General features: G+C 38.0%; 10 protein-coding genes. 7 read left to right on the forward strand and 3 right to left on the reverse strand.

The annotated features are described in order from the left end of the window. Window positions 1–913 precede the first annotated feature (913 nt). The gene (locus ACFILA_RS06340; RefSeq protein ID WP_375660844.1) at window positions 914–2,542 is read right to left on the reverse strand and encodes an MFS transporter; all 1,629 of its coding nucleotides are present in this window, start codon (window positions 2,540–2,542) and stop codon (window positions 914–916) included. 314 nt (window positions 2,543–2,856) lie between these two features. Between ACFILA_RS06340 and rpsO the strand changes: the two genes are divergently transcribed. The 3 genes from rpsO to ACFILA_RS06355 all read left to right on the forward strand — a co-directional run bounded on the left by rpsO (window position 2,857) and on the right by ACFILA_RS06355 (window position 6,642). Continuing rightward, on the forward strand, window positions 2,857–3,126 hold the full coding sequence (gene rpsO / locus ACFILA_RS06345) for a 30S ribosomal protein S15 (protein WP_375611819.1): 270 nt from the start codon (window positions 2,857–2,859) through the stop codon (window positions 3,124–3,126). Between the two features lie 250 nt (window positions 3,127–3,376). Continuing rightward, the gene (gene pnp / locus ACFILA_RS06350) at window positions 3,377–5,572 is read left to right on the forward strand and encodes a polyribonucleotide nucleotidyltransferase (protein ID WP_375637597.1); all 2,196 of its coding nucleotides are present in this window, start codon (window positions 3,377–3,379) and stop codon (window positions 5,570–5,572) included. A gap of 74 nt (window positions 5,573–5,646) precedes the next feature. Continuing rightward, window positions 5,647–6,642 (forward strand): class I SAM-dependent methyltransferase, encoded by a 996-nt coding sequence (locus ACFILA_RS06355; protein WP_375654448.1) that lies wholly within the window; start codon window positions 5,647–5,649, stop codon window positions 6,640–6,642. A gap of 19 nt (window positions 6,643–6,661) precedes the next feature. On the opposite strand, the gene hslU is transcribed toward ACFILA_RS06355, so the two are convergent. After that, on the reverse strand, window positions 6,662–7,972 hold the full coding sequence (gene hslU, locus ACFILA_RS06360; protein ID WP_375631079.1) for an ATP-dependent protease ATPase subunit HslU: 1,311 nt from the start codon (window positions 7,970–7,972) through the stop codon (window positions 6,662–6,664). Further along, window positions 7,973–8,554: an ATP-dependent protease subunit HslV gene (hslV, locus tag ACFILA_RS06365; RefSeq protein ID WP_012754621.1), complete on the reverse strand. Its 582-nt coding sequence runs from the start codon at window positions 8,552–8,554 to the stop codon at window positions 7,973–7,975. It abuts the gene before it with no gap. A gap of 220 nt (window positions 8,555–8,774) precedes the next feature. On the opposite strand from hslV, the gene ACFILA_RS06370 reads away from it, so the two are divergent. From ACFILA_RS06370 to ACFILA_RS06385, 4 genes are all read left to right on the forward strand, one after another. After that, the gene (locus ACFILA_RS06370; protein WP_375637596.1) at window positions 8,775–9,764 is read left to right on the forward strand and encodes an asparaginase; all 990 of its coding nucleotides are present in this window, start codon (window positions 8,775–8,777) and stop codon (window positions 9,762–9,764) included. 122 nt (window positions 9,765–9,886) lie between these two features. Next, the gene (gene coaA / locus ACFILA_RS06375; protein ID WP_273790598.1) at window positions 9,887–10,885 is read left to right on the forward strand and encodes a type I pantothenate kinase; all 999 of its coding nucleotides are present in this window, start codon (window positions 9,887–9,889) and stop codon (window positions 10,883–10,885) included. Window positions 10,886–10,898: 13 nt separating this feature from the next. Beyond that, entirely contained in the window at window positions 10,899–12,272 is a 1,374-nt protein-coding gene (locus ACFILA_RS06380; protein ID WP_375631081.1) for a M17 family metallopeptidase, read from the forward strand. Between the two features lie 158 nt (window positions 12,273–12,430). Further along, complete coding sequence (locus ACFILA_RS06385) at window positions 12,431–13,318, forward strand: NlpC/P60 family protein (protein ID WP_375657925.1); 888 nt, start codon at window positions 12,431–12,433, stop codon at window positions 13,316–13,318. Window positions 13,319–14,062: the final 744 nt, after the last annotated feature.

Raw genomic sequence — 14,062 nt, forward strand, 5'->3', positions numbered from 1 at the left:
ATATAGCATTTTGAATTTCATGACCTTTATTTCCTACCTCGGTAAAAAAATACCGTGGTTATAAAATCGATCTTGTCTTTAAATCCTTTTATGCAATCTTTATAAACTAAACCTATAAGCTTATAAAAGTTTTAAATGATTACCTTCTTATAGGATACTATAACAACTTTAGATTTTGCGCTCCCCAATTTTGAGGACTGCAAATCTTGTGTTTTTATCATGCGATTAACAATCCAATCATTAAAACAAGATGTGATCTTTAAACGTATGTTATCGATAATTCCAAACAACTAAATTTTTAACAGTGTAATTTGTGCTGTGATAAAAACGTATCATAAAATTTATAAACTGTTATGAATGATATCGGCTTTTCATTTTATTTGAATACACACATGCGTTATAATATTTACATCATGATTTGCTTTTTATGGTCTATTCATGCATGGCAATCTTATATAAAAAATGGTCAAATGAATCATGCATAAAAGTGTGGGTTCTTAAGTGGATTCATATAAAATAATTGCACACAACATATTGATTTATTTATATTTTTATGTCATATGTGGCGCCGGGCGCTAACACCACCACACACTTTTTCCTCTTAATGTCGCAATAATCCTTGCATTTGAAGGGATTCATAAGAGGCTTTTTATTTCTTTTTCAATCATTTTTACTCACACTTTAGCCCTCGTTTGTAATGTGCAAGCGAAGATGTGGACTGATTTACTCTAAATAGATTTGAAACGAGAAAAGCTTAAGACTTTCAGAACTATCACTCAACATGAAAAATTGTAAATAACCGTTATAAATCAATTTATTAACTATTGAAACAGCAATTTTTTGTTATGATTAAGCTAACAAATTGATCGAAATAATATTAACATATTTAATATTTACAAAAACTGTTTTAACCCTAAGGGAGATGATCAGAGGAAACTTTTAAAAGCATCTCATTGGCTTGAGGTATTGTTTGGCGTTCAATCATGCGGTGCACTCTTATACCGTTAGGAGCACAATTTAAATGACGCAGACGCTTATTGACTTCTGCATCTGCTTTTGTACGACGATGATTATGGCGTAAATAATCTACCCATGTTGGCATATGATAAGCCTCTGTCCAATATTCAGGTCTTTCAAGATCTCGTAAAAGAACCCACTGACGCGCACCATCACGTAATCGAATATGGCGTCGACGCGTCATCACTTTGAGAAACTCTTCGAGTTCATTTTCATGAATTTGGTAATCAATCATTATCATGATCGGGCCACTTCTTGCTTTGAGGTCGAGTAATAGTTCCGGCTCTCTAAAATGATCAAGAGGATTTAAATCTATCTGAGGAATTTCTTGAATTCTAAATTTTACCCCTGCAAGAGCACCAAAAATCAAGAATAAAGAACAAACGCTCAAAGCAATTGTTGGAGAATAACCATCAGCTAAACCTCCCCAGATTGCACTTCCAATAGCCATCCCCCCGGCAGATGCCGTTTGATAAAGAGCTAAAGAACGTGCAACAACCCAGCGTGGTGTAGAGAGTTGTACAGATGTATTAAACAATGATAAGGCCAAAACCCAACATAACCCTGCAGGAAATAAAGCAATATGGCTTATAATCAGTGAACGACTGATTCCCAATAAAAAGCAAGAAAAGGCGAAACCAATAAATGCACTTGCAATAATTGTTTCTGAACGAAAATGATGCCGTACAACTGCATTAATAATACCTGCTGTCATGGCTCCTAACCCAAAACAACCGAGCAATGTACCATAAAGAAGGGCACTTCCTCCAAGAACTTTATGCGCAACAATTGGCAAAAGTGCTAAAATAGAAGTTGCTCCTATACCAAAAAGGAACGCTCGAACCATAATACTTAAGAGATTAGGTGACATCGCAACATAACGCAAACCATCTGAGACAGCTCCTAACAGCCTTTCTCGTGGCAGTGAGTTGTTTTCATAATTCGACTTCCAGAAAAACAACGCACCAATAAGAGGAATATAGCTTATAGCATTAAACAAAAAAGCAGCCGATGCCCCTAAAGTTGCAATGATGGCACCACCAATAGCAGGACCAACACTCCGCATTAAATTAAAGCCGACACTATTCAAACTAACAGCAGCAGGAATATTTTCCCTGCTCACAATATCTCCTATCGTTGCTTGCCAAGAAGGATTATAAAAAGCTGTGCCACATCCAATCAAAAACGTAAAACATAACAAAAGCCAAGGTGTTAGAAATCCCATATAGGCTAAAACAGATAAACTCATCGATATGACCATCATCATAATCTGTACACACAACATAATTTGACGCCGATTAAAATTATCAGCTAATGCCCCTGCCATCAAAGAAAACATAACAAGTGGTAATGTTGTGGCACTTTGAACTAGCCCAACCATGGAATGCGAAGAACTAATCAACGCCATTAACCACCCTGCTCCAACAGCTTGTATCAGCCCCCCTAAATTAGAAATAAGAGTCGATGACCATAAATTTCGAAATACCGAATTACGAAAAAGTTTTAATGTTGAAATGCTCTGCATCTTTTCCCTCCAACGCTATTTATCACTTTTGTTACCACTCACACACACTCATAATCTTTGTATCAAAAGGATGCATAATTGTTTAAAACACTTCTCATAAAACTCTATTTAAATCAATATTTCAAAACAAAAGCTTTTATTTAAAGAAAGACTTCAAAATGCTGTCAAGGACTAGTATTTTAACCTTCTTTCCTATATAAGAACGAAATTAGGTAAGAGTCTTCGACTTTTCCTGTTTTCTCACAGACCCTAGCTGAACGACATCTCGGCTATGGGTGGCTTTATGTTTCTTCGTTTTTGGAAAGGATAATACGATGTCGATTACAGCTGAACGTAAAAAAGCTCTTGTCGCAGAATACGCAAACAAAGTTGGTGATACAGGATCACCAGAAGTACAGATTGCTGTACTTTCTGAACGTATTTCTAATTTAACAAACCACTTTAAATCTCACAAAAAGGATAATCATTCTCGTCGAGGTCTTTTGAAGATGGTGTCTCAACGCCGGCGTCTTCTTGATTATCTTAAAGGAGTTGACCAAAATCGTTATCAGACACTTATAAAGAAGTTAGGTTTACGTCGCTAAAAGAAAAATGGAGGTGGTATTTAAAAAAACCACCCATTTTTTCAATGTGTTGCTTTTAATTAAAAATTTTAAAAACTGATAAGTTATTATGGGATAGGACTGCTCATCGTTTCACATTTAATGCGATTTACTTCTCTCTTCTCGCAACAAAGGAAGTAATTTGTTGTCCACCCCAAAACTTGCAAATATGCTACGCACAACCAGAATGTAAGCAATCAAAGATTTAAACACTGGTCATTAAGGATAAAAAATGTTCAAAACGCACAAGATAGAAATTGAATGGGCTGGGCGTCCTCTCACCCTTGAGACAGGGAAAATAGCGCGTCAAGCTGATGGTGCAGTGATTGCTACCTATGGAGAAACTATTGTCTTAGCAACCGTTGTATCGGCCAAAAACCCAAAACCAGACCAGGACTTTTTTCCACTCACTGTTAATTATCAAGAAAAATTCTATGCTGTTGGTAGAATACCTGGGGGCTATTTAAAACGTGAAAGTCGACCAAGTGAAAATGAAACTTTGGTTTCACGTTTGATTGATCGCCCAATTCGTCCCCTTTTCGTTGAGGGATATAAAAATGATACACAAGTTATTGTTTCCGTTATACAGCATGATCTCGAAAACAATCCCGATATCCTTGCGATGATTGCATCTTCTGCCGCATTGACCCTGTCAGGTGTTCCTTTCATGGGACCTATAGCTGGTGCACGCGTTGGCTATTGTAATGGACAATATGTTCTTAATCCTCATATCGATGAAATGCCTGAATCAAAACTTGATCTTGTTGTTGCTGGAACAGAAAGTGCTGTTTTGATGGTTGAATCAGAAGCACAAGAATTACCGGAAGATATCATGTTGGGGGCCGTGATGTTTGGTCACAAAGGCCTTCAACCTGTCCTTGATGCCATTATAAAGCTTGCTGAAGTTGCTGCAAAAGATCCTCGTGATTTTGTTCCTGAAGATCTTTCTGAACTTGAAAAAGCGATGCAGAAAATGGCAGAACAGGATATACGAAAGGCTTACACAATTACTGATAAGCAAGAACGTTATGCTGCAATTGATGCACTAAAGACAGAAATCCTCAATAAATTTATGCCAGAAACAGAAAAAGACTGTCAATTTAGTACAGATCAAATTGCAACCGTATTTAAACAGTTGCAAGCAAAAATTGTTCGTGGGAACATTCTTGATACCCAAAAGCGGATTGATGGACGCAATCTTTCTACCGTGCGCCCTATCCAATCAGAAGTAAGTATTTTACCCCGCACACATGGATCAGCTCTCTTTACCCGCGGAGAAACACAAGCTATTGTCGTTGCAACACTAGGAACTGGTGAAGATGAACAATATGTTGATTCCTTAACGGGAATGTATAAGGAAACATTCCTTCTCCATTACAATTTCCCACCATTTTCAGTGGGTGAAACGGGACGCCTTGGTTCTCCTGGTCGTCGTGAAATTGGACATGGTAAATTGGCATGGCGGGCAATTCACCCCATGTTGCCAACGAAAGAATCTTTTCCTTATACCATTCGTGCTGTCTCAGAAATCACTGAATCCAATGGCTCTTCTTCTATGGCAACGGTTTGTGGAACCTCACTTGCTCTTATGGATGCTGGTGTTCCTCTAGCACGCCCTGTTGCTGGTATTGCTATGGGCTTGATTAAAGAAGGAGAACGCTTTGCTGTTCTTTCTGATATTTTAGGGGATGAAGATCATCTTGGAGATATGGATTTTAAAGTCGCAGGAACAGAAAATGGTATTACTGCCTTGCAAATGGATATCAAAATTGATGGTATTACCGAAGAGATTATGAAAATCGCGCTTGAACAAGCCAAAGGAGGCCGAATCCATATCCTTAATGAGATGGCAAAAGCTTTAACCAGTGCACGTGCTGAGCTGAGTGAATTTTCTCCACGAATCGAAGTTATGAATATTTCTGTCGATAAAATCCGTGATGTTATCGGCTCTGGTGGTAAAGTTATTCGGGAAATCGTGGAACAAACTGGAGCAAAAATTAATATTGAAGATGATGGTACCATTAAAATTGCTTCTGCTGATGCTAAAACCATTGAAGCGGCAAAACGCTGGATCCATTCTATTGTCGATGAGCCTGAAGTTGGTGCTATCTACCAAGGAACAGTTGTAAAAACTGCAGAATTTGGTGCATTTATAAACTTCTTTGGTTCTCGTGATGGACTCGTTCATATCTCTCAGCTTGCATCAGAACGCGTCAGCAAAACAACCGATATTGTAAAAGAAGGTGACAAAGTTTGGGTTAAATTAATGGGCTTTGATGAGCGTGGAAAAGTTCGGTTATCAATGAAGGTCGTTGATCAAACAACCGGAAAGGAAATCACCGGTGATAAAGCGATAAATGAAGAAAAGTGCGTGGATGAAAAAAAACAACCTGAAAATAAGCGCCGCCGTAAGAAAAAAGAAGAGTAAGTTTTTCTTCTTATCGTATCATGAAATGCCATCCCAATATTGGAGTGGCATTTTTTTCTTTGAAAGAGTCATATGTGTTATTATTTTTGCCTTTTGAAAATCATGAACTCCCGTATCCTGATCCAAACCAGTGTTGGCTAAGTTTTGGTTTAACAGAAATCCCAGCTCAAGAATGGGCACAAAATTTAAGAGTTATTACGCCTTGGCGACCAGATTTTTTAAAATTTGTCGATACTCAATTTCACTGCTCTCCTCAAATAGATAAAACCTTCAGCTATGATGGTGCATTTTTACATTTGAGCAAATATCGTGGTTTGAACCAAAATTGTTTTCTTGATTTATTAGAATGCGTTAAACCCAATGGATGGATTGTAATCAGTGGGAATAAAACTGCTGGTGCTGCTTCAATGATGAAATGGGTCAAAACAATTGTTCCCATCACCAATAAATTATCTAAAAATCATGGTCTTGTATTTTGGTTGCAAGTTCCTCAACAAATTGAGAGACATAACATTGCGCAATTGCGCTCACCACCGCTCACTTTTGGTAAATTTCAAACCGCTTCTGGTATGTTCTCACACGGACGTATTGATCCAGGATCTGCTGCGCTTGCGTCTTATATGTTCAAAGTTATTTCTGGAAAAACGGCTGATTTTGGTGCTGGATGGGGCTATCTTTCTCACGTTGCACTTGAAAGAAGTGAAAAACTCACCGCTCTAGACCTTTATGAAGCCGACTACAACGCTTTGAGAGCAGCAAAACGGCACCTTAAATCCATAACAGCTCCTTTTCCAATTCATTTTTATTGGCATGACCTTGTACATGAACCTATCACAAATCTATATGACACAATCATTTCAAATCCACCGTTTCACACACAACAAACGACAGATGTTTCATTAGGAAAAAATTTTATTATAAATGCTGCAAAGTGCTTAAAACCAAGCGGCAGTCTGCTTTTTGTTGCAAACCGCCACCTGCCTTATGAAACATTATTAAAAAATATTTTCCGCACAGTGTTGATACATGAACAAGCCCATGGTTTCAAAATTATCGAAGCGCGCAGATAAACAAAACAAGCAATAACTTTCAAAGAATAAAACGGGAAAGATCGATATCAGCAGCAAGCTCGCCAATAGATTTTCTTACGTAAGCAGCATCAATTTTAAACGATGTTCCAGCTTTATCTGGCGCCGTAAAAGAAATCTCATCCAAAACGCGCTCCATCACTGTTTGCAAACGACGTGCCCCTATATTTTCAATCCTTGCATTTAAATCTACAGCAATATCTGCTAAAGCATCAATTGCATCATCGGTAATTTCCAAATGAACCTCTTCCGTTGCCATAAGAGCAATATATTGTTTAATCAAACTGGCTTCTGGTTCTGTTAGAATGCGTCGTAAATCTTCCCTTGTTAAAGGATTGAGCTCCACACGGATGGGCAAACGTCCTTGAAGTTCGGGTAATAAATCAGATGGCTTGGAAACATGAAATGCACCTGAGGCAATAAAAAGAATATGATCTGTTTTGATTTGCCCATATTTTGTAGCAATTGTTGTTCCTTCCACCAAAGGCAAAAGATCACGTTGAACGCCCTCACGCGAAATCGCAGCACTGGCTCCACCGTCTCGAGTTGCAATTTTATCAATCTCATCAATAAAAACAATACCATCATTTTCAGCAACACGAAGCGCCTCTTGAATAATTTGCTCCTGATCAAGGAGTTTTTCAGATTCATCATCAATGAGCGGTTTAAAAGAATCCTTTACCGTCGTCTTACGGACTTTTGTACGACTGCCCATTTTGCCCAAAATATCTGATAAATTCATAATACCCATTTGTGCCCCAGGCATACCAGGAATATCAAAGGTTGAAGCACTATTGCTATTATTATCGGCGACTTCAATTTCAATCTCTTTCTCATCCAGCTCACCTTCACGCAATTTTTTACGAAAACTATCACGGGTAGCAGGACTTGCTGTTTTACCAACAAGGGCGTCTAAAACGCGCTCTTCAGCATTCACGTGAGCCTTTTCTTTTATTTCATCTCGTTTCTTTTCACGTACAAGAGAAATGGCAATTTCAACAAGATCTCGAATAATTTGCTCAACATCACGTCCCACATAACCAACTTCAGTAAATTTCGTCGCTTCTACTTTAACGAAGGGTGCTCCAGAAAGTTTTGCTAATCGACGTGCGATTCCTGTTTTACCAACACCTGTTGGCCCTATCATTAAAATATTTTTTGGCATAACTTCTTCACGCATCGGCTCATCAAGCTGTTGCCTACGCCACCGATTGCGCAATGCAATAGCTACAGAGCGTTTGGCATCATTTTGGCCAATAATAAAACGATCAAGTTCAGAAACAGTCTCACGAGGGGAAAATACAACACACATTTAAATAGCTTTCTCTAAAGAAGATAATTCTGCATCCAATGTTTCAATCGTAAAATGATCATTGGTGTAAACACAAATTTTAGCGGCAATAGCCATAGCTTTACGAGCAATAGTTTCTGCATCCAAATCCAAATCCATGAGTGCACGCGCTGCTGAAAGAGCAAAATTTCCTCCAGAGCCAATTGCCATAACCCCATCTTCTGGTTCTAAGACATCACCAAGCCCTGTTAAAGCCAAAGTTACTTTCTTATCAGCCACGAGCATCATTGCTTCGAGACGACGCAAATAGCGATCTGTTCGCCAATCTTTTGCAAGTTCTACACAGGCACGCATAAGCTGATCAGGATATTGTTCAAGCTTTGTTTCCAATCTCTCCAGTAATGTAAAAGCATCTGCCGTAGCACCTGCAAAACCAGCAATAACCACTCCGTTCTTTCCAAGACGACGCACTTTACGTGCATTGCCTTTCATAATTGTCTGTCCAAGAGAGACCTGACCATCACCGGCCATCACGACTTTTCCACCTTTTCGTACCGTAATAATTGTTGTACCATACATTATGTCTGGCTTATGTTCTGTCATAAGGAAACTCCTTAATATTAACTTTACTTTTTAATATTGATTTCTTTTCATACAATGTAAAACTCAATTACTATTGTCCTATTTAAGAACATATACAGCAAAACACAATGATTCAGCATAACTCAATTTGTTGAAAATGGAAAAATGATATCATTGTTGTCAATGTAAATTACTGCTAAATAGCTTTATATAAACAGTTTGTGCTTTTTAGAGGAAAATTATGAAAAAAATAGCCATAGGGACCTTAGGTGGAACAATTGCAATGACTGCTGATAGTTTTGGTCACATGCAACCGACTTTAACTTCAGATAACCTTATAAAAAGTGTTCCTGATTTAAATAACGTTGCTGATATTCATGCACAAACATTAATGCAAATACCAAGTGGATCTTTATCGTTTCAAATGCTTTTTGAAATAATTAAGTGGGCAAAACAACAAATAAACGCTGGTGCAGAAGGTATTGTTTTAACACAAGGGACTGATACTCTGGAAGAAACAGCTTTTTTTCTTTCTCTTTATTGGAAGGAGGCTGAACCACTCATCATAACCGGCGCTATGCGCATGCCTCATGAAGCAGGCGCGGATGGCCCCGCAAACATTTTAGCAGCCACTCGTGTCGCAGCAGCCACACAAAGTCGTAACAGGGGCGTTCTCGTTGTCATAAATGATGCAATTCATTCACCTTATTGGCTCTATAAAAGCCATACCGTCAAAGTCGAAACATTTCAATCAGGTCTTGCAGGTGTTTTAGGAACTATTTTAGAGGGAAAACTTATTTATTTCAATGATCGAAAATTTTTTCCGACAACGTTTGATCTTCCCCAAAATCATGATCATCAAATTGCACTCCTCTATTCCTCTTTATCATCTGGTGCACAATTAATGAAACTATGCCTTGAAAGTGGGTATTATGCTGGAGTTGTTATTGCTGGTTTTGGTGCGGGGCACTGTAGTTTTCAAGAAGCAGACCTTGTACAACAATATGCACAAAAAATACCAATCATTATTGCTAGTCGTTGTTGTAATGGCTCAACAACTCGTATAACTTATGGCTATAAAGGCTCCGAAATCGATATGATTGCTTCTGGTGCTCTCATGTCTGGTTATTTATCAGCCGTAAAAGCGCGTCTACTTTTATGGGCTTTTTTGGCGCAAGGGCACTCATTAGCACAAATCCGTGCAAACTGGAATGACTGGACTATAAGTTAATGAAAAATGATCTATTATCTTAAAAGAAGAGAGCATGCAAAACAAAATTTATTTGAAAATAAAGCCGCTCTTCTGTCTGCTCTTAATCAATTGCTGCTGCAAAAAAATCTCGACAAATACAAATGATTGATACAACTATACAAAAAATTAATCAGAAAGATAATCTGGTCAAATCTGTTTCTGACCGATATTCACCCTATCGTGTTTTTACTGCACAAGAATGGTCAGAGTTTCGTGAAGACACACCTCTTACTTTGACTTTTGATGAAATTAAGCGTTTACGCTCTATTGATGATCCTATCGATCTTAAAGAAGTCCAACGCATTTATCTTTCTTTATCGCGTCTGTTATCATGCCATGTTGAAGCAGTACAGGAACTTTTCCACAAACGTCAGCAGTTTCTCCATCAAGAAGAGAGTAGAAAAACGCCCTTTATTATTGGAATTGCTGGTTCTGTAGCTGTAGGAAAATCAACCACGGCTCGCATTCTTCAAGAACTGTTGAAACGTTGGACATCTAGTCTTAAAGTTGATCTAATCACAACGGATGGTTTTCTCTATCCTAACGCAATCTTACAGCAAAAAAATCGTATGAATCGTAAAGGATTCCCTGATTCCTATGACATTAAAAAGCTGCTGTGCTTTCTTTCGGCTATAAAAGCAGGTATCGGAAATGTCCGTGCCCCACTTTACTCACATATGACCTATGATGTTCTAGAAAATCAGACAATTACCATCGATCGTCCTGATATTTTAATTGTTGAAGGTATTAATGTATTACAGGTCAGTGATCTTCCTAAAGATGGAAAAGCTATTCCTTTCGTATCAGATTTTTTTGATTTTTCAATCTATGTCGATGCCGAAACAGAAGTCATTCGTCACTGGTATTTGGAGCGCTTTAAACGTTTGCGTAAAACAACTTTTCAAAATCCTGAATCCTATTTTCATCGTTATGCCCACCTCAATGAAAAAGAAGCCTCAAAAATCGCTGAGGATCTTTGGCAAACGATTAATTTAAAAAATTTACAGGAAAATATATTGCCAACACGACCACGGTCCAATCTCATTCTACGAAAGGGAAAAAATCATTTGGTCGAATATGTCGCACTTAGACGACTATAAGGATCTCATAACTATGCAGCACCACCACATTCATTTTACCTCAACGCGTATCGATAACAGTTGCCCTATCATCTTGGTAAACCAAAGAAATCTTGCTAACTTATCACTTGATGCGTCAACAACAGCATGGATAAAAGTTAATGACTTTACTGGAAAAGCGGGACAAATACTCTTTGTTCCTCACGAAACGGGGCATTTAAAAAAAGTTTTATTTGGAATTGGCAATAATAGCGATCCTTTTATCACAGGAGTTCTTGCTCAAAAACTTCCTGCTGGTCAATGGCATTTAGAAGGTACAACCTCTGATGAAATAAATACCTATCTTGGATTAGCATTCGGTAGCTATCAATTTAATCGCTATCGTCAAAATTCTTCTTTCAAATCATTATCCATCCATGTCAATGAGGCCGTTGATCTTAATGAACTCCAACGAATTTATGAAGCTGTCTTTTTCGTCCGTGATCTCATTAATATTCCAGCCAATGATATGACCCCTGATGCTCTCGAAAAAGAAGCTCGAAAACTAGGAAAAACCTACGGTGCTCACATCAAAAGTATTTGTGGAGATGATCTCTTAACCCATAACTTTCCGATGATTCATGCTGTAGGACGAGCAGGCAGCACTGCACCACGACTGATTGAGTTACTCTGGGGGAAAGAACATCATCCTAAAATAACGTTGGTGGGCAAAGGCGTAACTTTTGATACTGGAGGACTCGATATTAAATCAGCCAATAACATGTTGCTTATGAAAAAAGACATGGGGGGTGGAGCAAACGTTTTGGGATTGGCTAAACTTATCATGGATGCAAAATTGCCTTTCCGTCTACGTGTTTTGATTCCAGCTGTAGAAAATGCAATTTCTGCGAATGCTTACCGACCAAGTGATATCCTCAGAAGTCGTAAAGGTTTAAGTGTTGAAGTAGGTAATACAGATGCTGAAGGGCGCCTTGTCCTTGCCGATGCACTCGCCTATGGTGATGAAGAAAGTCCACAATTCATGCTTTGTATGGCTACTTTAACAGGGGCAGCGCGTATAGCATTAGGACCAGATCTTCCCGCATTTTATTGTAATGATTCAATATGGGCACAACAAATTTCTGAATCTGCTCACGCTGTCTTTGATCCTCTTTGGCAAATGCCCCTTTGGAAACCTTACCAAGAGATGTTATCATCACCAATTGCTGATCTTAACAATGTAACTGGAAATAGCTTTGCTGGTTCTATAACAGCTGCTTTATTTCTTAATTCTTTTGTTGAAAAAGCTGAACATTTTGCGCATTTTGACCTTTATGGATGGATTCCAAAAGAAAAACCAGGATACCCTATTGGTGGATCAGCACAAACTATTCGTGCCCTTTATAATATTTTTAAAAATGAAGTTTGACACACAATATCCACAAAAATGGACAATTTTGCAATTTCAAGAACAGTTGCTATCGTTTTAAATTGTGTTCTTAGTTTTGTTTGAGGATAAAAATCTTACCAATACAGCTTTCATGAGTTTGTTTAAAGGTAAGAAGTAACAAAATGGAAAGCAAAAAGATGATCTCTAAAGACCCAAGACTTCATGCATTCAGAGATGATCTAGCAGATCAACGTCTTGAAACAGAAATTACAGCTCAGCGCTTTGTTCAAGGTGAAAAAAGACGTGTTAATACAGCGGTCGCTGGACTTTTTAAAGAAAATAGTAAAAAAAGTGAAAGACAAACAGAATGCTTATTCGGAGAAGAACTTCTCATTTTTGAACAAGGGGAAACAATGTCGTGGGGACAATCACTCAAAGATGGTTATGTTGGTTATATTGATACAAAAGTTCTTTGTACATCAACCATAAAACAAACGCATGTGGTTTCAGTACCACGTACATTTAAATATTTACACGCTGACTTACGTGGACCAATAGTGTCCCCTTTATCTATGGGAAGCAAAGTCAGTGTTGTTGATGAAATTGAAGTCCGTGACACAATGTATTCTATTCTTGAAAATGGAACAGCAATCATTACGAGCCATCTCAGCCCCATTGGACGCGTATATGAAGATTATGTCACAGTTGCAGAAACCTTTATCCGTACACCTTATCTTTGGGGTGGTGTCAGCGGTTTTGGAATTGATTGTTCGGGACTCATTCAGCTCTCTATGATGATGACCGATCAAATAGTTTTACGTGATACCGATATGCAGCAAGAAACTATAGGCAGTCCTCTTACAGATACTGATAAACTTCAACGAGGCGATTTAATTTTTTGGAAAGATCATGTTGCTATTATGGTCGATCACGCAAATATTATTCACGCAAATGGTTTTTCTATGGACGTTATGATTGAGCCATTGGAAAAATCAATTACGCGTATCGCTAAAAAAAATCAATATCCCATCGCAAAACGCCGTCCAATTCAAGAAACTTCATGCATGCCTCCTATAAAAAATTAATTGAATGTTTTATTATACAATATATTGATTTATAAGGATAATTATCCATCATTCACTCTGCGTCAAGCATTCTAAATATCGTAAAATTTTTTATTTCAAATCTGTTTTTATGTTGGATCAATCAAAGCCGCTTGTCTGTTCATCACAAGCGTAATTGATGTATAAGTAAAAATGATTATGAAAAGAAAAATATTCCTTCTGAATGCCCTCAAATGCCAAGAGCTATCGTAATATTGGGACCAGCTTACTTCTTCATAAGCGTAAAGATAGTGGCGCTCAATAGATTTTACATTATTTCCATAGGGGCTTTAACGTTATATCATTCCGGCACCGTCGCGAAATGGGCTTTGGAGCATTGCGAGGTGCCTCTTTTAAAAAAGCTCGTGAATATGCAACACAATGCCATTCTACATTACGTAAAGAACGTACCCCTCTTAATCAAAAGCAACATTTTTTGAAATTTTTCCTATTATCGATATCTCATGAAATAAATACCCCTTATACCTCTCAGTGCACCCCAACCCATCTCACAATGATACACGTGAAAAGTGTAACATACATTGTCTACCACTATCTTTATACTTATGAATCGTGTAAAGACATCGTTATACACTTTGCCAATTCTCAATGTTGCGATAACCCTTGGCTATTGGAGAGTGTTCTTTCAGCACGTATTTTATTTCTTTCTTAAATAATTTTATCCACATAACCCTCCCCGCTTGGAACGTGCAAAAGAATGGTTTT

The sequence above is a fragment of the Bartonella sp. CL71SXKL genome (assembly GCF_042194935.1).
GTDB lineage: Bacteria > Pseudomonadota > Alphaproteobacteria > Rhizobiales > Rhizobiaceae > Bartonella.

Excerpts from the sequence above, each read along its gene's own strand:
- hslU (WP_375631079.1), bottom strand. The coding sequence starts at position 7,972 with ATGTGTGTTGTATTTTCCCCTCGTGAGACTGTTTCTGAACTTGATCGT.
- rpsO (WP_375611819.1), top strand. The coding sequence starts at position 2,857 with ATGTCGATTACAGCTGAACGTAAAAAAGCTCTTGTCGCAGAATACGCA.
- ACFILA_RS06340 (WP_375660844.1), bottom strand. The coding sequence starts at position 2,542 with ATGCAGAGCATTTCAACATTAAAACTTTTTCGTAATTCGGTATTTCGA.
- ACFILA_RS06370 (WP_375637596.1), top strand. The coding sequence starts at position 8,775 with ATGAAAAAAATAGCCATAGGGACCTTAGGTGGAACAATTGCAATGACT.
- hslV (WP_012754621.1), bottom strand. The coding sequence starts at position 8,554 with ATGACAGAACATAAGCCAGACATAATGTATGGTACAACAATTATTACG.
- ACFILA_RS06385 (WP_375657925.1), top strand. The coding sequence starts at position 12,431 with ATGATCTCTAAAGACCCAAGACTTCATGCATTCAGAGATGATCTAGCA.
- ACFILA_RS06380 (WP_375631081.1), top strand. The coding sequence starts at position 10,899 with ATGCAGCACCACCACATTCATTTTACCTCAACGCGTATCGATAACAGT.
- coaA (WP_273790598.1), top strand. The coding sequence starts at position 9,887 with ATGATTGATACAACTATACAAAAAATTAATCAGAAAGATAATCTGGTC.
- pnp (WP_375637597.1), top strand. The coding sequence starts at position 3,377 with ATGTTCAAAACGCACAAGATAGAAATTGAATGGGCTGGGCGTCCTCTC.